The following is a 17,990-nucleotide window of genomic DNA, read 5'->3' on the forward strand; positions in this document are numbered from 1 at the left end:
TACGCTGCGCTTGCTGTGCGCGGGCTGCCTTGAACTCATTTCGCTCGTCAACTCGACATTGCAGAGAACATCTACAAATTGGAGTATTTTGAGAGACTCTAGTATTCTTTCGACAAAGAATACCGTTGTTTTCAATTTTCAGCTTGTTCCAGATTATTAAAGAGCATAATTGTTAAGCCGACTCAATAAGTCAGCTTAATCATTATTTTTGGGTACCGCCTTTCACTCGATAACCGCGCAATTGGCGTCCCCTAGGGGATTCGAACCCCTGTTACCGCCGTGAAAGGGCGGTGTCCTAGGCCTCTAGACGAAGGGGACATCAGTCACTGCTTCGCAGACGCGCATTTTGCTCTACTTTTCTATCAGACAATCTGTGTGAGCACTTCACATTCAACTTCGAATTTAGGTAAGGAGGTGATCCAACCGCAGGTTCCCCTACGGTTACCTTGTTACGACTTCACCCCAGTCATGAATCACAAAGTGGTAAGCGCCCCCCCGAAGGTTAAGCTACCTACTTCTTTTGCAACCCACTCCCATGGTGTGACGGGCGGTGTGTACAAGGCCCGGGAACGTATTCACCGTAGCATTCTGATCTACGATTACTAGCGATTCCGACTTCATGGAGTCGAGTTGCAGACTCCAATCCGGACTACGACGCACTTTATGAGTTCCGCTGGCTCTCGCGAGTTCGCTTCTCTTTGTATGCGCCATTGTAGCACGTGTGTAGCCCTACTCGTAAGGGCCATGATGACTTGACGTCATCCCCACCTTCCTCCGGTTTATCACCGGCAGTCTCCCTTGAGTTCCCACCATTACGTGCTGGCAACAAAGGATAAGGGTTGCGCTCGTTGCGGGACTTAACCCAACATTTCACAACACGAGCTGACGACAGCCATGCAGCACCTGTCTCAGAGTTCCCGAAGGCACTAAAGCATCTCTGCTAAATTCTCTGGATGTCAAGAGTAGGTAAGGTTCTTCGCGTTGCATCGAATTAAACCACATGCTCCACCGCTTGTGCGGGCCCCCGTCAATTCATTTGAGTTTTAACCTTGCGGCCGTACTCCCCAGGCGGTCGATTTAACGCGTTAGCTCCGGAAGCCACTCCTCAAGGGAACAACCTCCAAATCGACATCGTTTACAGCGTGGACTACCAGGGTATCTAATCCTGTTTGCTCCCCACGCTTTCGCACCTGAGCGTCAGTCTTTGTCCAGGGGGCCGCCTTCGCCACCGGTATTCCTCCACATCTCTACGCATTTCACCGCTACACATGGAATTCTACCCCCCTCTACAAGACTCTAGCTGACCAGTTTTAGATGCCATTCCCAGGTTAAGCCCGGGGATTTCACATCTAACTTAATCAACCGCCTGCGTGCGCTTTACGCCCAGTAATTCCGATTAACGCTTGCACCCCCCGTATTACCGCGGCTGCTGGCACGGAGTTAGCCGGTGCTTCTTCTGTCGGTAACGTCAATCGCTGATAGTATTAATATCAACGCCTTCCTCCCGACTGAAAGTACTTTACAACCCTAAGGCCTTCTTCATACACGCGGCATGGCTGCATCAGGCTTGCGCCCATTGTGCAATATTCCCCACTGCTGCCTCCCGTAGGAGTCTGGGCCGTGTCTCAGTCCCAGTGTGGCTGATCATCCTCTCAGACCAGCTAGAGATCGTCGCCTAGGTGAGCCATTACCTCACCTACTAGCTAATCCCATATGGGTTCATCCGACAGCGCAAGGCCCGAAGGTCCCCTGCTTTGCTCCTTAGAGATTATGCGGTATTAGCTACCGTTTCCAGTAGTTATCCCCCTCTGTCAGGCAGATCCCCATACATTACTCACCCGTCCGCCGCTCGTCAGCAAAGAAGCAAGCTTCTTCCTGTTACCGCTCGACTTGCATGTGTTAGGCCTGCCGCCAGCGTTCAATCTGAGCCATGATCAAACTCTTCAATTAAAGTTTGATGCTCAAAGAATTAAACTGACTTCATTTATTCATATATGAATTAACGTGTTAGTCACTCTTTAAGACTTAAAATCAAAAATATTTTTTATTTCGATAGTGTCTTGTGAGTGCCCACACAGATTGTCTGATAAATTGTTAAAGAGCGTTGCAACAAGGCTTAAGGTAACTCGTTAAGGTTCTTGTTGCGAGGTGGCGTATATTACTCTTTTCATTCAGGAAGTCAAGCATTTATTTTCAACTTTCTTTCCGAACTACTTCGACCATCACCTCCATCATCCCGCTGTTTTTCAAGGCGCTTATCGCGCTTTGGAACTTTCAAACTCAACCGTTCGGCCGGTTTGTCGTGACAACGGAGCGGATTATAGGGAGCTTATTAAACCCTGGCAAGCAAAAATTACATTTTTATTTCCGTTTGCATCATTTTCACTCATAACGGGTAATTATAATACTTATTGTTGCTTTTTCACCCTTTAAAATCAAAAAATTGTTGAGTAAAACTAGCAACTTTATTCCAATCAGTATATTCAACTTCTTTGGTCGTATCTGTTTCACCATCTGTCATTCTCATTATAAGCTGGATCATCTTTTTATCGAACCAGCTATAACGTGGATAAAACAGTGCGCCGGCAAATACGCCGACCATAGAGGGCCGCCAAGGCGTCTTTTCTAGAAACTTTCTAACATAGACATTCGTTTCAGCCGAGTCTTTTCCTGCTTTACGCGCAGTTAAATTGACACCAAAAAAAGCACTCGAAAGAGTATTTAACTGTTTTTGATGCGTCTTAGTAAAATTCATCAACGCCTTATTAAAGTGTCCATAACGAATTGATGCTCCGACAATAACTTTACTATAACTGGATAAGTTAAAGTTTTTGTCATTATTCAAATCACGAATGTCACACTGCCCACCTAAAGTACGCAGTTGCTCAGCCATTTTTAATATAATCTTTTTTGTCTGCCCATCAGTACTGGAATAGAGTAATAAGTAATTCATTATTTTTTCACCTTCTTCTTATATATAGCTATAGCCGTTATTAGTCACGCCAGAATGTTGGGGTAAATAATACTAATAAAGTAAACACTTCGAGACGTCCAAACAGCATAGTTACTACTAAAATCCATTTACCTACGGGATTCATCGATGTGAAGTTATCAGCAACCGTACCTAAACCGGGCCCCAAATTATTTAATGTTGTTGCAATGGCTGAAAATGCAGAAAATTCATCAACTCCGGTACTAATAAGCAGTAATAAGCTAATGATAAAAACCAGCGCATAAGCAGAAAAAAATCCCCACACAGCTTCAATAATACGTTCAGGTAGCGCTCGTTGGCCTAATTTGATGGTATAGACGGCGTTTGGATGAACCAATCTTTTTAGCTCTCGCGACCCCTGTAAAAATAGCATTAAGATTCGAATAACCTTAAGTCCTCCTCCCGTCGATCCCGCACATCCTCCGACGAAAGCAGCGCATAACAACAAAATAGGTAAAAATAAAGGCCAACCAGAAAAACTATCGGTGGTAAAGCCGGCAGTTGTTGCCATTGATACGACCTGAAAGAAAGCTTGATCAAGCGTTTGTCCAAAACTATCGTAGACCGAATGGTAAACCAACACCGAGGTACAGATAATAACCAGCGCCAGTTGGAAACCAATAAACATACGAAATTCAGGGTCTCGCGAATATATGCCCAAGCTACGCCCAGTTAGTAACGCAAAATGAAGACCAAAGTTACACCCTGAAATAATTAAAAATACGCCAATAATAGTATTGATTGCAGGGCTATTAAAATAGCCAATACTGGCATCGTGGGTTGAAAAACCGCCAATAGCTATCGTTGAAAAACTATGCGAAATAGCATCGAAGACATCCATACCGGCTGCCCATAGCGCTAATGCACAAACTATCGTGAGCAAGACATAAATCAACCACAGCGTTTTTGCTGTTTCTGCGATACGGGGGCGCATCTTATTATCTTTCAATGGCCCGGGCATTTCAGCACGATAAAGCTGCATCCCCCCGACCCCAAGTAACGGTAAAATAGCAACCGCTAAGACAATGATCCCCATACCACCTAACCACTGCAGCATCTGCCGATAAAACAAAATCGCTTTAGGCAACGTATCAAGACCGGTTAACGTTGTTGCGCCTGTCGTCGTTAATCCCGAAAAGGATTCAAAAAAGGCATCAGTTACTGAGAGATTAGGCTTCTCGGAAAAAATAAACGGTAACGCCCCAACACTTCCCAGCACCGTCCAAAAGAGCACGACAATCAAGAAACCTTCTTTGGCTTTTAATTCATGTTTGCTATTACGTGTTGGTATCCACAAGAAAAGACCAATTAATAGTGCAGCAACGAAAGTCTGGCTAAATGCTCGTCCGGCACCATCACGGTAAATTAATGCCACTATTCCTGGAATAACCATAGTAAAAGAAAAAATAATAACAAGTAGCCCGACAATTCGGGTTATCGCGCGAAAATGCATGGAGCAGGTTCCTTGCCAACCAATATGATTAAGATTCTGGGGTTAATTTAAGAGTTCCACGGCTCATATCACGTAATTTATCACCACATACCGCTTCTAAAGTTGCAGGGAGTGATATTTGTAGTGCGACAGATTCACCGTATTCACTGTTTATTATTTGCCCTTCACTTTGTGAAACAAATTGTTCAACCAAACTAATCTGAGAATAATCACAGTTAAGATGGAAAATTTTTTGCGGTATTTTTGTTTTTGTCTGTAACAGTTTTAACGCCTGTTGTGCACCATTGCCATAAGCTTTAACTAATCCACCTGTACCCAATTTGATCCCGCCAAAATAGCGGACACAAACACAAGTTATTTCACCAATTTGACTGCCCAGTAGCTGAGCAATCATCGGTTTCCCCGCCGTTCCCGTTGGCTCACCATCATCGGAAAAACCCAACTGCTGAGAGTCATCTGGCCGACCAGCGACGAATGCCCAGCAATGGTGCCGGGCATCAGGATACTGCGTTTTTATTGATTCAATAAATTTTTTTGCCGCTTCAGTACCTTCTGTATGCGCTAAATAGGTAATAAAACGGCTTTTCTTTATTTCCTCAGTAAATGAGACCGGCTCAGCCGGAATTAAATAAGGTCGCATTAGGGTAGCTGCAAATCTCGGGTCATATTCTCAATACGGTTATGATGAATAACAATATTATCTTCGATTCTTATGCCGCCATAAGGTTTCATTTGTTCAATTTTATGCCAATTAAAATGTGTTTTAAACTCACTTTCACGCCATGATGCCAGCAATGATTCGATAAAATATAATCCGGGCTCGATAGTTAACACCATTTTCGGCTCTATCACTCGGGTGCACCGCAAGAAAGGATACATTTTTGGCGCAGCTAAATGAGTACCGTTTTCATCTTGCATAAAACCAGCAACATCATGAACTTGCAATCCTAAAGGATGACCTAATCCGTGAGGAAGGAATGGAGTTGTTATCCCCTGCTCAACCATTGCCTCTTCGCTTAATCCTTTGATTATATCGTGTTTCTTCAGAATCTTAGCGATTCTATGATGCATATCAACATGATAGTCAGTATATCTGACGCCGGCTTTAATCGAATTAATCAATGCTTGCTGTTGTTCATTTAAATCTTTGACTAAAGCTGCAAAATCACTTTTATGTTTAGCCGCATATGTCCGGGTAATATCAGCGGCATAGCCATTATATTCGGCCCCAGCATCAATCAGAAAGCTTCTAAATTCACTCGGAACTCGCTGTTGCTGTTTGGTATAGTGCAGTACTGCGGCATTTTCATTCAAAGCAACAATATTACCATAAGGAACATTAGTGTCACGATGCCCTGTGGCTTGTAAATAGCTGATATTAATATCAAACTCACTCATTTCAGCCTGAAATACTTCAAATGCTGAGAGATGGCCATTCACCGCCATTTTTTGCGCTTCTCGCATACAGTACAGCTCATAGTCTGTTTTATAAGAGCGATAATAATGATAATAATCAACGACTGATTGTGGATTGATATTTTGCTGTTTAATACCTAAAGCGCTGGCTTTATCTATTGCTTCGCCAATATACGCTACATTATCTTTAGAAAATTTATTTAATAATTCATTGATTTCATTTGAATTATTTAATGGAATAAGCTCAATCTCATTAGTCCAAAAGGCATTAGGTAACGGCTCTACACTGTGCCAATAATCAACCGGTGAATAAAACCATAATTTAGGCTTGTTTATACCATCAACCCATAACCAACTATGTGGAACATCGGTGACAGGTACCCAAGCTTTGAAATGTGGATTAACTTTAAATGGGTAGTCACTATCATCTAGAAAAATACGCAGTGGTTCACCCGAATGGATAAGCACTGCATCTAACTCACTGCGCTGTAAAACTTGCTGAGTTCTTTGCTGTAAGGTATTGATATGTTCAGAGTAAAGGACCGCCAATTTATCCATTTCATTTAACCTTTATATTTTTTCATAGATCTCAAGCTTAGCACGTTAGCCTCGCTCTCTGGTATGGGATCATATAAAGCCAGAGTTAATTTTATGATTTAAATAAAAATTTAATATGGTTCCTCTACTTTCGCTCTTATTATGCTGTGATCCTCGTTCCAGTTTGTTGATTATTTGTTTGCATTTTTTTAACAATAAAATCACACTCAATGCATCTGGTCGTACCAGATGATTAATCATCATAAGGAGAACGGCATGCTTTATCAAAGTGATACCATTGAAGTCCGCTGGGTGAAAACGGGAATTGCAGAGCTAATATTTAATGCTTTAGGTCCTATCAATAAACTGGATACACAAACGGTTGCTTCTCTAGATGAAGCTGTCGCCATTCTTGAACAACAAACTGAACTACAAGGGCTGATTTTACGCTCAACAAAATCAGCATTTATTGTCGGTGCGGATATCAAAGAGTTTTTATCGCTGTTCGATGCCCCCAAAGAACAACTTATTGAATGGCTAAAATATGCCAACGGTATCTTTAATCGAATCGAAGATCTGCCTATACCTACGGTAAGTGCAATTAATGGTTACGCCCTCGGTGGCGGGTGTGAATGTGTTCTAGCTACTGATTTTCGTATTGCTACACCAGATGCCCGCATCGGATTACCAGAAACCAAACTTGGGATCATGCCTGGTTTTGGCGGTTCTGTTCGTTTACCTCGATTAATTGGCAGCGATAATGCATTAGAAATTATTACTGCAGGTAAAGATATTGGCGCTAACGAGGCATTAAAATTAGGATTAGTAAATGCTATTGTCGCCACTGAACAATTACAACGTTCAGCCTTAAAGCTGATTGAACAAGCGATTGCTGGATCTATTGATTGGAAGAAAGCACGACAGCCAAAGCTATCACCACTCCAATTAAGCCCGCTAGAACAGTCTATGAGTTTTAATGTTGCCAAAGGCATGGTTATAAAAGTAGCCGGAAAGCATTATCCTGCCCCATTAACAGCTGTTACTACTATTGAAAAAGCAGCAAATTGTGCGCGTAATGAAGCCTTACAACATGAAACCGCGGCCTTTATACCATTAGCTCATAGCACCGTAGCGCAAGCCCTGGTTAGCATATTTCTAAATGATCAATATATTAAAACCTTAAACAAGAAATATACACAGCAGGAGAGCCCACCCAATAAAGTCATGGTATTAGGAGCCGGAATTATGGGGGGGGGGATTGCCTATCAATCAGCCAGCAAAGGCGTTTCTGTGCTGATGAAAGATATAAACGATCATTCTCTACAACTTGGAATACAAGAAGCAGAAAAGTTGCTTAATAATCAATTCGAACGCGGTAAATTATCTGCGTTAAAAATGGTAAAAATACTCTCATCTATTCACCCATCTCTTGACTATCATGGCAGTAAAGATGTTGATATCGTTATTGAAGCGGTGATAGAAAATCCTAAAATCAAAGCCGCCGTTTTAGCCGAGGCTGAAGCATTAATCTCCCCCGAATCTATTATCACTTCAAATACATCAACAATTCCAATCACTAAACTGGCTAATGCACTTCTCAGGCCTGAAAATTTTTGTGGTATGCACTTTTTCAATCCAGTGCATCGCATGCCATTAGTTGAAGTTATTCGCGGCGAAAAAACCTCTGATGACACTCTAGCAAAAGTAGTTGCCTACGCCATCAAAATGGGAAAAACACCAATAGTCGTTAATGATTGTCCTGGATTTTTTGTTAATCGTGTTTTATTTCCTTATTTCTCTGGATTCAGTTTATTACTGCAAGATGGCGCAGATTTTAACCAAATCGATAAGGTAATGGAGACAGAATTTGGCTGGCCAATGGGTCCCGCTTATTTATTAGATGTAGTTGGAATTGATACCGCACATCATGCCCAGCAGGTAATGGCTGTAGGTTTTCCTGAACGTATGACTAAATCAACGCGGGATGCTATTGATATTCTGTATGAACAACAACGATTTGGACAAAAAAATAACCAAGGTTTTTATCAATATCAAAAAGATAAAAAAGGAAAACCGATTAAATTGGCCGATCCTATCGTCGAACAGTTAATTAATCCTAATCAGCAGCCGAAAAAATCATTCACTTCAGAGCAAATAATTCAAAGAATGATGATCCCAATGATAAATGAAGTCGTTCGTTGTTTGGAAGAAGGCATTATTCAATCACCCGCAGAGGCCGATATTGCTCTCGTTTATGGCTTAGGTTTTCCGCCATTTCACGGAGGGATTTTCCGTTATATCGAGACGCTTGGTCTAGCTAACTATGTACAATCTACCGAGCAATATTCATATTTAGGACCTTTATATCAAGTCCCTGAAGGATTAAAACAGCGATCAATAACCAATAACCGTTATTATCCGCAACCTGCCACAGTTGCTATTAATGTAAAAAAATCGATGAGGGGTTAAGAACATGGAAAATGTTGTCATAGTCGATGCGATTCGTACACCAATGGGTCGTTCTAAAGGTGGCGTATTTCGCCATGTTCGCGCTGAAGATCTTTCTGCTCATTTAATGCAAGCGATTTTCCTGCGTAATCCCAATGCCGATAAAAGTGAGTTAAATGATATTATTTGGGGTTGCGTACAACAAACATTAGAACAAGGATTTAATATTGCTCGCAATGCAGCATTATTAACCGATATTCCACATTCTGTCCCGGCAGTAACCGTGAATCGGCTGTGTGGATCATCAATGCAAGCGCTTCATGATGCGAGCAGACTCATAATGACAGGTGACGCACATTCTGTACTGATTGGTGGCGTTGAACACATGGGGCATATTCCCATGACACATGGGGTAGATTTTAACCCTAAAATTGCGCTCAAAATTGCCAAAGCAGCCGGTGCGATGGGATTAACCGCAGAGATGCTAGCAACGATATATAAAATTAGTCGTCAACAACAAGATGCCTTCGCATTACGTTCACATGTCAAAGCTGCTGAAGCGACAAAACAAGGACAGTTTACTAATGAAATTGTGCCTATTGAAGGGCATGATAGCGAAGGAAATTTGATTTCTATCGATTATGATGAAGTTATCAGATTCGATGCTAATCTGAATGATCTTACAGCGCTGCGCCCCGCATTTAATCCCGTCAATGGTACTGTGACAGCCGGTAATTCGTCAGCGCTATCCGATGGTGCATCTGCCATGTTAATCACCAGCGAAAGTTATGCCCGTGCAAATGGTTTAAAACCTCGCGCCCGGATCCGTTCAATGGCGGTTATTGGATGTGATCCTTCAACCATGGGATATGGTCCAGTTCCTGCCTCTGAAATCGCATTAAAACGTGCTGGATTATCACTAGCAGATATTGATGTTATCGAATTAAATGAAGCCTTTGCAGCACAGTCTTTAGCTTGCATGAAAGGCTTTAAATTATCTGAAAGTACAATCGAAGAAAAAGTAAATTTGCAGGGTGGTGCAATTGCACTCGGCCATCCTTTAGGGTGTTCTGGGACGCGCATAACCACTACATTATTGAATCAACTAGAGCGGCAACAAGGGCAATTTGGCCTAGCAACCATGTGTATCGGGCTAGGACAAGGCATCTCAACCATTATTGAACGCCTATAATCCTGATATTTGAGTTGCAGATAGAAAACTTCACCTGCAACTCAAAATATATAAAATAAATTATTTGATTTCGCTGTTTGTCTGTACGTTGTTTATTTCCCGCCTAGTCAGGGGCGGGCTTTTTACGCAAGAATTAGCGACCCTAAATAATTATAATAGCTAAATATGATAACTAAATATAATAGCTAAATAAATTCGTAAGCATCGCCAAATAATTTTTCTTTATCGGCATTACGTTCATTACAAAAACGCTCACGAGCCACCTTCGCCATTTCAAAGCGGCCTGCAATATAAATTTCGTGGTTCGCCAAATCACCAAAATCATCCAACACGGCGCTAAGTACCGTTCCAGTACGACCCCGCCAATGCTCTTCAGGTTGCTCAACAACCGGAATGATTTTTAAATTAGGGTGCTGTTCTGACAAAGCCTGCAGTTCACCGAGATCATATAAATGAGCCAGTTCTCGCCCTCCCCAGTAAAAAGTAATTTCACGAGCAGGATCCTCAATCAAAGCGGCCAGTAAAATTGAATGGGTATAAGAGAATCCAGTGCCTCCGGCAATTAAGATCATCGGATTACGGCTGTTTTCACGAAACCATGCTTTACCATGTGGGATATCAATATCAATGCAACGTTGATCTAAAATTCTATCCATCACCGCCATTGCATAAAGATTAATTTCAGAGGCACCGATATGTAACTCGATAGTTTCTTTATTTGATGGCGTCGATGCCATTGAAAATGGGCGTTTATCGCGTTCATCCATCACGACCATAAGATACTGGCCAGCCTTAAAATCAAAGGGACCTGCAGGTAATAAAATTACGCGATAAACAGTCTCTGTTATTGATTCAACGGAAGTTACCTTACAGCTTAGCATTGTCATCAATCCCTCTTATTTATCTAAAATATCTAATTGATCCCAAATGGTATCCACACGAGATTTGATTTCTTCCGTCATTACAATCGGTCTGCCCCATTCTCTGTTGGTTTCGCCAGGCCATTTATTGGTGGCATCTAATCCCATTTTTGAACCTAAACCAGACACTGGTGAAGCAAAATCAAGATAGTCAATCGGGGTGTTTTCCATCATGATAGTGTCACGCGCAGGATCCATACGGGTGGTTATCGCCCACATTACATCATTCCAATCTCGCGCATTAATATCATCATCACAAACAATAACAAATTTAGTATACATAAACTGGCGCAGATAGGACCAAACGCCCATCATGACGCGCTTGGCATGCCCCGCATATTGTTTTTTCATTGTGACCACCGCTAAGCGATATGAACAACCTTCTGGGGGTAAATAAAAATCAACAATCTCAGGGAATTGTTTCTGTAAAATAGGAACCAAAACTTCATTTAGAGCCACACCAAGAACGGCCGGCTCATCCGGTGGTCGCCCGGTATAAGTAGAATGGTAAATAGGATCAGGGCGCTGAGTGATGTGCGTAACCGTAAAAACAGGAAAGTGATCAATCTCATTATAATAACCAGTATGGTCACCATAAGGACCTTCAGGTGCCATTTCGCCCGGTTCAATATAGCCTTCTAAAATAATTTCAGCGCCTGCAGGTACTTCTAAATCATTAGAAATACATTTAACCACTTCCGATTTATTACCGCGTAATAATCCAGCAAACGCATATTCTGATAGTGTATCAGGCACTGGAGTGACTGCGCCAAGAATAGTGGCAGGATCGGCACCTAAAGCAACCGCAACAGGGAAACGCTCACCGGGATGGGCTTCACACCACTCTTGAAAATCTAACGCGCCGCCGCGATGAGATAGCCAACGCATAATTAATTTATTTTTACCCAGCACTTGCTGGCGATAAATGCCTAAATTTTGACGCTCTTTATAAGGACCTCGAGTTACCGTAAGCCCCCATGTAATTAATGGTGCCGCGTCTTCTGGCCAACAATGCATGACCGGAATTCGAGATAAATCAACTTCATCTCCTGACCATATCTGTTCTTGGCAAGGAGCTGAGTTCAATCGTTTCACCGGCATATTCAACACTTGCTTAAATTTGGGCATTTTGTCGAATAAATCACGAAATCCTTTTGGCGGCTCTGGCTCTTTTAAAAACGCCAATAACTTGCCGACTTCATGAAGTGCTTTAACATCGTCTTGTCCCATGCCCATTGCTACTCGTTTGGCAGTACCAAATAAATTACACAGTACCGGCATGTCGTAGCCTTTAGGATTTTCAAACAATAATGCCGGCCCACCTGCTCGCAACGTTCTGTCGGAGATTTCCGTCATTTCCAGGTAGGGGTCAACTTCCATGGTGATGCGTTTTAATTCGCCTTTCTTTTCTAATAGTGAAAGGAATTCTCTGAGGTCGCGGTATTTCATCATGCTCTTTTTATGTTTGCAGGAGGAACTTCATTATAAAGCGTCCTGTAGGTGTTACAAGTTATCTAGCTATCCATTGAATAATAAGATGTTTTATTTATAAAGACCGGGTTATTTTTACTGACATTCAAAGGGAACATATTTGGCTAAAGCGTGAGTATCAAATTGCTCGTCAAAGACTTGGTTATGCTGAAATAATTTAAACCCTTGCTGCTTAGCACTAAAGTAACTCAATTTATTGCCTTCGATTTGTAATCCACTACCTTCCCGCAGTGCGACCACCCGTTCAGTCGGATTAATAATACAAAATTCAGCTAAACGCTCATCTCGAGTTTCGCCCATATGTCCACTAAGATGACCGTCGATATAATGAGGATTAATTTGTAAAGGGAATAACCCCAAAGAAGGCATAACCACCGCATTGCTAACCGGCATATCATTCGTAGTACGAATGCTCGGCGTCGCAACATTGCAGCCTGCACTCCATCCGATATAAGGAACTTGTCGTTCACGCACGGCTCGCTGAATAGGAACAATCAAATTATATTGATGCAAACATTGATTTAGCTGCCATGTATTTCCTCCACTGACCAAAATACATTCAGCTTGTTCAATCGCTTGAACAGGATCAGCAAACTGTTCAATAGATTTAACATCAATTCCTAATGCTGAAGTTAATTCATTAGCACGCTCATCATGAGATCCTCGTAATATTGCATAAGGGATCAATAGGGCTCGAGTCACTTTGCGCCGTTCAATCATCGAATGGATCCGAGGTAACGCATAGCTTAACCAAATCGAATTACCGGGTAATTTACCATTACTTAATAAAAAAATATCCATCGTATTTCCTTAATAATTATTATGTCTACCAATCAAAAAATTTATTTTATTTTAGTTTATAGCATAATAATGCTTAATATATTTTAGTCACATTTTTATATGGTGATTTGTTATCATGGCATAGATATTTTAATAATGAGCCAATATTATGGAAAAATGGTACCTTCTTTACTGTAAACGAGGCCAAATAGATAGGGCAATCGAACACCTGACCCGTCAATTTGTTGACTGTATGACCCCGATGGTTGAAATGGAAAAAGTAGTCAGAGGAAAACGAGCTAAAGTAACCGAAGCGCTATTTCCTAACTACCTATTTGTGAAGTTTGACCATGAGAAAATTCATACCACGACCATTCAATCAACGCGTGGAGTCAGTCATTTTGTTCGCTTTGGTCAATACCCAACCGTAGTTCCGGACAAACTCATTGAAACCTTTACTTTGGCTATGTCTCAATCACTAACTGAACCATCAACTCCGATTGATGGCGATAAAGTGGTTATACTCGAGGGTATTTTTGCTGGTATTGAAGCTATTTATAAAGAACCGGATGGCGAGAAACGTTCGATACTATTTCTAAATATCTTAAATCAAAATGTACCAAAATCGTTAGATAACCGACTGTTTAAAAAACTAGATAACTAACTCTTACTGCTTTTTAGTTTTACTTCAGCCATAAAAAAACCGCGATTAATCTCATCAGCGGTTTTTTTTGTCAGCTTGAAAGGGCTATGTCACTCGTCTTGATTTTCTGCCTGCTCATTCTGGTAATCTTTGCGGCTCTTACCCACATAAAAATTAGATAGCAATACCCCTAGCTCAAACAGTAAATACATCGGTACGGCCAATAACGTTTGAGACAGTACATCCGGCGGAGTTAAAAACATTCCAACAATAAATGCGCCCACCAAAATATACGGTCGTTTACGTTTCAATGACTGTGGCGTAGTTACCCCCGTCCAACACAGTAAAATGATGGCAATAGGCACTTCAAATGCAGCACCGAATGCCATAAATAAGGTCATGACAAAGCTTAAATATTTACTGATATCAGGGATAAAATTAACACTTTCTGGCGTTGTTTTAACGAAAAAACCAAACGCCAATGGAAACACCACAAAATAAGCAAACGCCATGCCTAAATAAAAGAGAAAACTACTGGAAACCAGTAATGGCAGCATTAATCTACGTTCATGTTTATATAATGCCGGCGCAATGAATGCCCAAATTTGATATAAAATCATAGGTACCGAAAGAAAAACGGAAACCATGATTGTCAGCTTAATGGGGGTAAAAAAGGTCGAGGCAACATCAGTTGCACTCATCTGAGAGCCCATAGGCAATTTATCAATTAACGGCGCGGCAACTAATCGATAAATATCATTAGAAAAATAGGCAAGAGCAAAGAAAACCACCAATACGGTAATTAAACAGTTGAGTAAACGTTTTCTTAACTCAATTAAATGACTAATGAGCGGTTGTGTATCATTAACAGCCATGTTTTAGTTTTCACTATGATTTTGATGAGAACTTTTCTTTACTTCTGAGGTAGCTAGTTTGTCTGGTGCTGCCGGAGTATGGGCAGGCTCTAAGATAGATTCAGTCTCTACCACAGAAGCCATTTTGGCGGCGACCTCAGGATCAGGATCATTTTCGTTTGATGTTTTTTCAGGATCACTAGCTTGTTTTACGGCAACGTCGTAGTTTTCAGTTAACTCTGTCGCTTTTTTCAATTCATCGCTAATGCTCTCAGCCGATGAACTGTAGCTTTGTTTCAGTGACTCAGCAGCCTGCCGAAGCTCATCCATAGACTGTTTCAGTTCAGGAGAAAGCGCCTGTAGTCCCGCTTTTTCCTCAACTTTTTTCAGGCTTTCCTGTAGCTCTTGCAATTTAAACTCTTGCGAGAGTTCATTTTGTACATTGGCAGCAAGAGAACGCATCGCTCGGATCCAACCGGCAACTGTTCTTACAGCTACAGGCAAGCGTTCTGGCCCTAAAACAACCAGGCCAATCACCGCAACCAAGAGTAACTCAGGAAAACTTATATCAAACACGGTTTAACCCTACTGTTTATTTTTGCTCTCAACACTGCTATCAGCTTTATCGGCTGTTTTCTGTTGAGCGATATTTTTAGTTTCAAAGTCAGCATCATTAGTTTGTTCTGATTTGTCAGCTTTATTGGTATCTTCATCATTAATGGCTTTTTTGAAGCCTTTTAAGGATTCACCAAGATCGGAGCCCAGAGAACGCAATTTTTTAGTGCCGAAAATTAGAATAACTAAAAGAGCGATAATAATAAGCTGCCATGGGCTTCCGAAAGCTGCCATTGCGATTGTTGATTCCATCGTTTTTACCTCTATAGAAGTGGGATCAAGACTAATGAGCCCATTATATACAACCCAAATTAAATACGGAAACAGTTAACATGCTGGTAAGTTTGTTTGAAAACAAACTTACCTCAGTTTTTCCCTGATTTACACCATCCTAACAACCAAGACAACGCCCCTGCAAACATAAACGCAGCAGATATTTTTACTGAATCGGAAAGATAGAACAAACTACCACATAAAATAAATGTTGCACCTATTCCTAATAGATATTGTGACTTTCGCTGGTTCACCCGCTGATTTTTAAGCTCTTTTGATAATCCATCGAGGCTATTTTGCAGGTATTTATGCTGACGCAGCGCGCCATAAATTAAATCAGGGATCTCAGGCATTTTTTCAGCCCAATAAGGTGCTTTTTCTTTTAGCGCTTTAGTGATAGCAGGAAGCCCAACTTGGCTTAAAATCCAATCCTCAAGGAAAGGTTTAGCTGTTTTCCATAAATCGAGCTGCGGATAGAGCTGGCGACCTAATCCTTCAACGTATAATAATGTTTTTTGCAATAAAACGAGTTGAGGCTGAACTTCCATATTAAAGCGACGGGCAGTATTAAATAAATTTAATAACACATGGCCAAATGAAATTTCTGATAATGGTTTTTCAAAAATCGGCTCACATACCGTACGAATAGCAAATTCAAAATCTTCAACATTAGTATCGACAGGAACCCAACCCGAATCTACATGCAGCTCAGCGACTTTACGATAATCGCGATTAAAAAAAGCGATAAAGTTTTCAGCCAAATAGCGTTTATCTTCTTTATTTAATGAGCCAACAATACCGCAATCGATACCAATATACAGTGGATCTTCTGGGTGATCATAACTGACGAAGATATTGCCCGGGTGCATATCCGCATGAAAGAAGCTATCTCTAAATACTTGAGTAAAGAAGACTTTTACACCTCTTTCTGCTAGCAACTTCATATTGGTCCCCTGAGCTTCCAGCGCCTGAATATCGGAAACCGGGATGCCGTAGATACGCTCCATTACCATGACATTCTCACGGCAATAATCAGAGTAGACTTCAGGAATATACAGCATTGCGCTGTTTTCAAAGTTGCGGCGTAATTGAATCGCATTGGCTGATTCACGCAATAAATTTAACTCATCTATTAGCGTTTTTTCATATTCCTTCACAACTTCTTTCGGCCGCAGACGTCGACCATCAGGCAAGAGAGGAACCCAGCTTGCAATGCGATACATTAGACGCATATCAGCCTTGATCACCGGAAGAATATCTGGGCGAATAACTTTTATGACAATTTGCTTGCCATTCTCTTTTAATTTAGCGGTATGTACTTGAGCAATAGAAGCAGAAGCAAGTGCAGTCTCATCAAAATCATCGAACCAGTTTTCTAACGATCCACCAAGGGAATCTTCAATATATTGACGCGCTAATTTGCCGTCAAAGCTAGCGACTTTATCTTGTAATAGACACAGTTGATCAGCTATCGCCGGGGGAAATAAATCACGTCGAGTAGAAAGCATCTGACCAAATTTAATCCAAACCGGCCCAAGTTCTTGTAATGCGAGTCTTAATCGTTGACCTAACTCTTTATCTTTATGCTGATTTTTAATCCAAAAAAAACCATAACGCCCGATACGTAAAGGGATAGTTAATTTGATTTTTGGTATTAATTCATCCAACCCATAAGAGAGAAATACCCGAATAATGAAATAAAGTCGTTTTAATTCACCGGGTGTCATGCTTCTCCTCCAGCTGCTTTAAGCGTTGTTCAAGCTGAGACAGTTCAGTCGATACCTGCTCTACTTGAGAGCTAAAATACATTAATTCCAGAGGCCCGGGGGCCATTTTCCACTCTTCAATAAGCGTTTCTTGCAAATAGGTTTTCTGGCGAGAGAGTAAATGCGCCGCAAGCCCCGTCCCTTTGCGCAAAAATTGGCTAATGCCTTCAGCAACAACATCGCCAATATAAGGTGCTAAATAATGCGCGGGATCCCACTCGGCTAAATCCAACAAAGTAGACCAATGTTGGACAACTTGCATATCACCCTCAATAACCACATCACCTTGATTGATCAGTCGTGAAAGTTGCTGCTTATCTTTCAGTTTAATCAATGTAAAAACAGAGGTTCTGAGGGTGCAATCAGCAGGCTCGCTCCATTGACTTAAAACATCAACATGGTTATCACTAAACACCAGTGTTAATGCTTTATCCAACTCTTTTAAATCAATAGACATTGTCTTACCCGTGAGACGGGTTCTCGCTGGCTTTAAGACCCCCTCTTTAAATAGCAATCTATTTAAACAGGTTTCCATTAACGCAGTGACAGCTGAATAGATAGCCACATGATTTAAAATAGTATTTTTTGCTGATGCTGATGGCATATCCAT

At 41.3% G+C, this 17,990-nt stretch carries 15 protein-coding genes, 1 tRNA gene and 1 rRNA gene; 3 read left to right on the forward strand and 14 right to left on the reverse strand.

Annotation, left to right across the window (positions count from 1 at the left end):
- Nucleotides 1-242: 242 nt before the first annotated feature.
- The 6 genes from MNY66_RS13545 to pepQ all read right to left on the reverse strand — a co-directional run bounded on the left by MNY66_RS13545 (nt 243) and on the right by pepQ (nt 6,419).
- Nucleotides 243-318, reverse strand: a tRNA-Glu gene (locus tag MNY66_RS13545).
- A gap of 89 nt (nt 319-407) precedes the next feature.
- Nucleotides 408-1,950: ribosomal RNA gene (locus MNY66_RS13550) — 16S ribosomal RNA — on the reverse strand.
- A 472-nt stretch (nt 1,951-2,422) separates the two neighbouring features.
- On the reverse strand, nt 2,423-2,953 hold the full coding sequence (gene hemG / locus MNY66_RS13555; protein WP_047254692.1) for a menaquinone-dependent protoporphyrinogen IX dehydrogenase: 531 nt from the start codon (nt 2,951-2,953) through the stop codon (nt 2,423-2,425).
- A 40-nt stretch (nt 2,954-2,993) separates the two neighbouring features.
- Nucleotides 2,994-4,445 carry a Trk system potassium transporter TrkH gene (trkH, locus tag MNY66_RS13560; RefSeq protein WP_047254691.1) on the reverse strand — a complete coding sequence of 484 codons (1,452 nt, stop codon included), beginning with the start codon at nt 4,443-4,445 and terminating at the stop codon, nt 2,994-2,996.
- Between the two features lie 28 nt (nt 4,446-4,473).
- Entirely contained in the window at nt 4,474-5,085 is a 612-nt protein-coding gene (locus MNY66_RS13565) for an IMPACT family protein (RefSeq protein ID WP_047254690.1), read from the reverse strand.
- Nucleotides 5,085-6,419, reverse strand: coding sequence for a Xaa-Pro dipeptidase (pepQ, locus tag MNY66_RS13570; protein WP_241501074.1), 1,335 nt, complete (start codon nt 6,417-6,419; stop codon nt 5,085-5,087). Before pepQ ends, MNY66_RS13565 begins: the two co-directional genes overlap by 1 nt.
- Nucleotides 6,420-6,674: 255 nt before the next feature.
- Here pepQ and fadB point away from each other — a divergent pair, with 255 nt between their 5' ends.
- Both fadB and fadA read left to right on the forward strand, forming a co-directional pair.
- Entirely contained in the window at nt 6,675-8,867 is a 2,193-nt protein-coding gene (fadB, locus tag MNY66_RS13575) for a fatty acid oxidation complex subunit alpha FadB (protein WP_241501075.1), read from the forward strand.
- A gap of 4 nt (nt 8,868-8,871) precedes the next feature.
- Nucleotides 8,872-10,038, forward strand: coding sequence for an acetyl-CoA C-acyltransferase FadA (gene fadA / locus MNY66_RS13580; protein ID WP_241501076.1), 1,167 nt, complete (start codon nt 8,872-8,874; stop codon nt 10,036-10,038).
- A 185-nt stretch (nt 10,039-10,223) separates the two neighbouring features.
- Here the strand turns inward: fadA and fre are convergent, their stop codons facing one another.
- From fre to pepE, 3 genes are all read right to left on the reverse strand, one after another.
- Entirely contained in the window at nt 10,224-10,925 is a 702-nt protein-coding gene (gene fre / locus MNY66_RS13585) for an NAD(P)H-flavin reductase (RefSeq protein WP_047254686.1), read from the reverse strand.
- Between the two features lie 9 nt (nt 10,926-10,934).
- Nucleotides 10,935-12,407, reverse strand: a complete 1,473-nt coding sequence (gene ubiD / locus MNY66_RS13590) for a 4-hydroxy-3-polyprenylbenzoate decarboxylase (RefSeq protein ID WP_047254685.1) — start codon at nt 12,405-12,407, stop codon at nt 10,935-10,937.
- A 117-nt stretch (nt 12,408-12,524) separates the two neighbouring features.
- Nucleotides 12,525-13,250 (reverse strand): dipeptidase PepE, encoded by a 726-nt coding sequence (gene pepE / locus MNY66_RS13595; RefSeq protein WP_047254684.1) that lies wholly within the window; start codon nt 13,248-13,250, stop codon nt 12,525-12,527.
- A gap of 148 nt (nt 13,251-13,398) precedes the next feature.
- On the opposite strand from pepE, the gene rfaH reads away from it, so the two are divergent.
- Nucleotides 13,399-13,893 (forward strand): transcription/translation regulatory transformer protein RfaH, encoded by a 495-nt coding sequence (rfaH, locus tag MNY66_RS13600; protein ID WP_047254683.1) that lies wholly within the window; start codon nt 13,399-13,401, stop codon nt 13,891-13,893.
- An 89-nt stretch (nt 13,894-13,982) separates the two neighbouring features.
- Here rfaH and tatC read toward each other — a convergent pair whose 3' ends face one another.
- From tatC to MNY66_RS13625, 5 genes are all read right to left on the reverse strand, one after another.
- Entirely contained in the window at nt 13,983-14,747 is a 765-nt protein-coding gene (gene tatC, locus MNY66_RS13605) for a Sec-independent protein translocase subunit TatC (protein WP_047254682.1), read from the reverse strand.
- Nucleotides 14,748-14,750: 3 nt separating this feature from the next.
- The gene (tatB, locus tag MNY66_RS13610; RefSeq protein ID WP_047254681.1) at nt 14,751-15,302 is read right to left on the reverse strand and encodes a Sec-independent protein translocase protein TatB; all 552 of its coding nucleotides are present in this window, start codon (nt 15,300-15,302) and stop codon (nt 14,751-14,753) included.
- A 9-nt stretch (nt 15,303-15,311) separates the two neighbouring features.
- A complete protein-coding gene (gene tatA, locus MNY66_RS13615) occupies nt 15,312-15,593 on the reverse strand; it encodes a twin-arginine translocase TatA/TatE family subunit (RefSeq protein ID WP_047254680.1) in 282 nt (93 codons plus the stop codon).
- Nucleotides 15,594-15,706: 113 nt separating this feature from the next.
- Nucleotides 15,707-17,341, reverse strand: a complete 1,635-nt coding sequence (gene ubiB, locus MNY66_RS13620; RefSeq protein ID WP_047254679.1) for a ubiquinone biosynthesis regulatory protein kinase UbiB — start codon at nt 17,339-17,341, stop codon at nt 15,707-15,709.
- Nucleotides 17,328-17,990 carry a ubiquinone biosynthesis accessory factor UbiJ gene (locus MNY66_RS13625; protein ID WP_047254678.1) on the reverse strand — a complete coding sequence of 221 codons (663 nt, stop codon included), beginning with the start codon at nt 17,988-17,990 and terminating at the stop codon, nt 17,328-17,330. The genes ubiB and MNY66_RS13625 overlap by 14 nt, the downstream gene beginning before the upstream one ends.

Source organism: Moellerella wisconsensis (assembly GCF_022592395.1).
GTDB lineage: Bacteria > Pseudomonadota > Gammaproteobacteria > Enterobacterales > Enterobacteriaceae > Moellerella > Moellerella wisconsensis.

What these genes read in the sequence shown, in the direction of transcription:
- fadA (WP_241501076.1), top strand. Translation starts at nt 8,872, where the DNA reads ATGGAAAATGTTGTCATAGTCGATGCGATTCGTACACCAATGGGTCGT.
- fadB (WP_241501075.1), top strand. Translation starts at nt 6,675, where the DNA reads ATGCTTTATCAAAGTGATACCATTGAAGTCCGCTGGGTGAAAACGGGA.
- MNY66_RS13565 (WP_047254690.1), bottom strand. Translation starts at nt 5,085, where the DNA reads ATGCGACCTTATTTAATTCCGGCTGAGCCGGTCTCATTTACTGAGGAA.
- hemG (WP_047254692.1), bottom strand. Translation starts at nt 2,953, where the DNA reads ATGAATTACTTATTACTCTATTCCAGTACTGATGGGCAGACAAAAAAG.
- pepE (WP_047254684.1), bottom strand. Translation starts at nt 13,250, where the DNA reads ATGGATATTTTTTTATTAAGTAATGGTAAATTACCCGGTAATTCGATT.
- tatA (WP_047254680.1), bottom strand. Translation starts at nt 15,593, where the DNA reads ATGGAATCAACAATCGCAATGGCAGCTTTCGGAAGCCCATGGCAGCTT.
- MNY66_RS13625 (WP_047254678.1), bottom strand. Translation starts at nt 17,990, where the DNA reads ATGGATATGCCATCAGCATCAGCAAAAAATACTATTTTAAATCATGTG.
- rfaH (WP_047254683.1), top strand. Translation starts at nt 13,399, where the DNA reads ATGGAAAAATGGTACCTTCTTTACTGTAAACGAGGCCAAATAGATAGG.
- pepQ (WP_241501074.1), bottom strand. Translation starts at nt 6,419, where the DNA reads ATGGATAAATTGGCGGTCCTTTACTCTGAACATATCAATACCTTACAG.
- fre (WP_047254686.1), bottom strand. Translation starts at nt 10,925, where the DNA reads ATGACAATGCTAAGCTGTAAGGTAACTTCCGTTGAATCAATAACAGAG.
- trkH (WP_047254691.1), bottom strand. Translation starts at nt 4,445, where the DNA reads ATGCATTTTCGCGCGATAACCCGAATTGTCGGGCTACTTGTTATTATT.
- ubiD (WP_047254685.1), bottom strand. Translation starts at nt 12,407, where the DNA reads ATGAAATACCGCGACCTCAGAGAATTCCTTTCACTATTAGAAAAGAAA.
- ubiB (WP_047254679.1), bottom strand. Translation starts at nt 17,341, where the DNA reads ATGACACCCGGTGAATTAAAACGACTTTATTTCATTATTCGGGTATTT.
- tatC (WP_047254682.1), bottom strand. Translation starts at nt 14,747, where the DNA reads ATGGCTGTTAATGATACACAACCGCTCATTAGTCATTTAATTGAGTTA.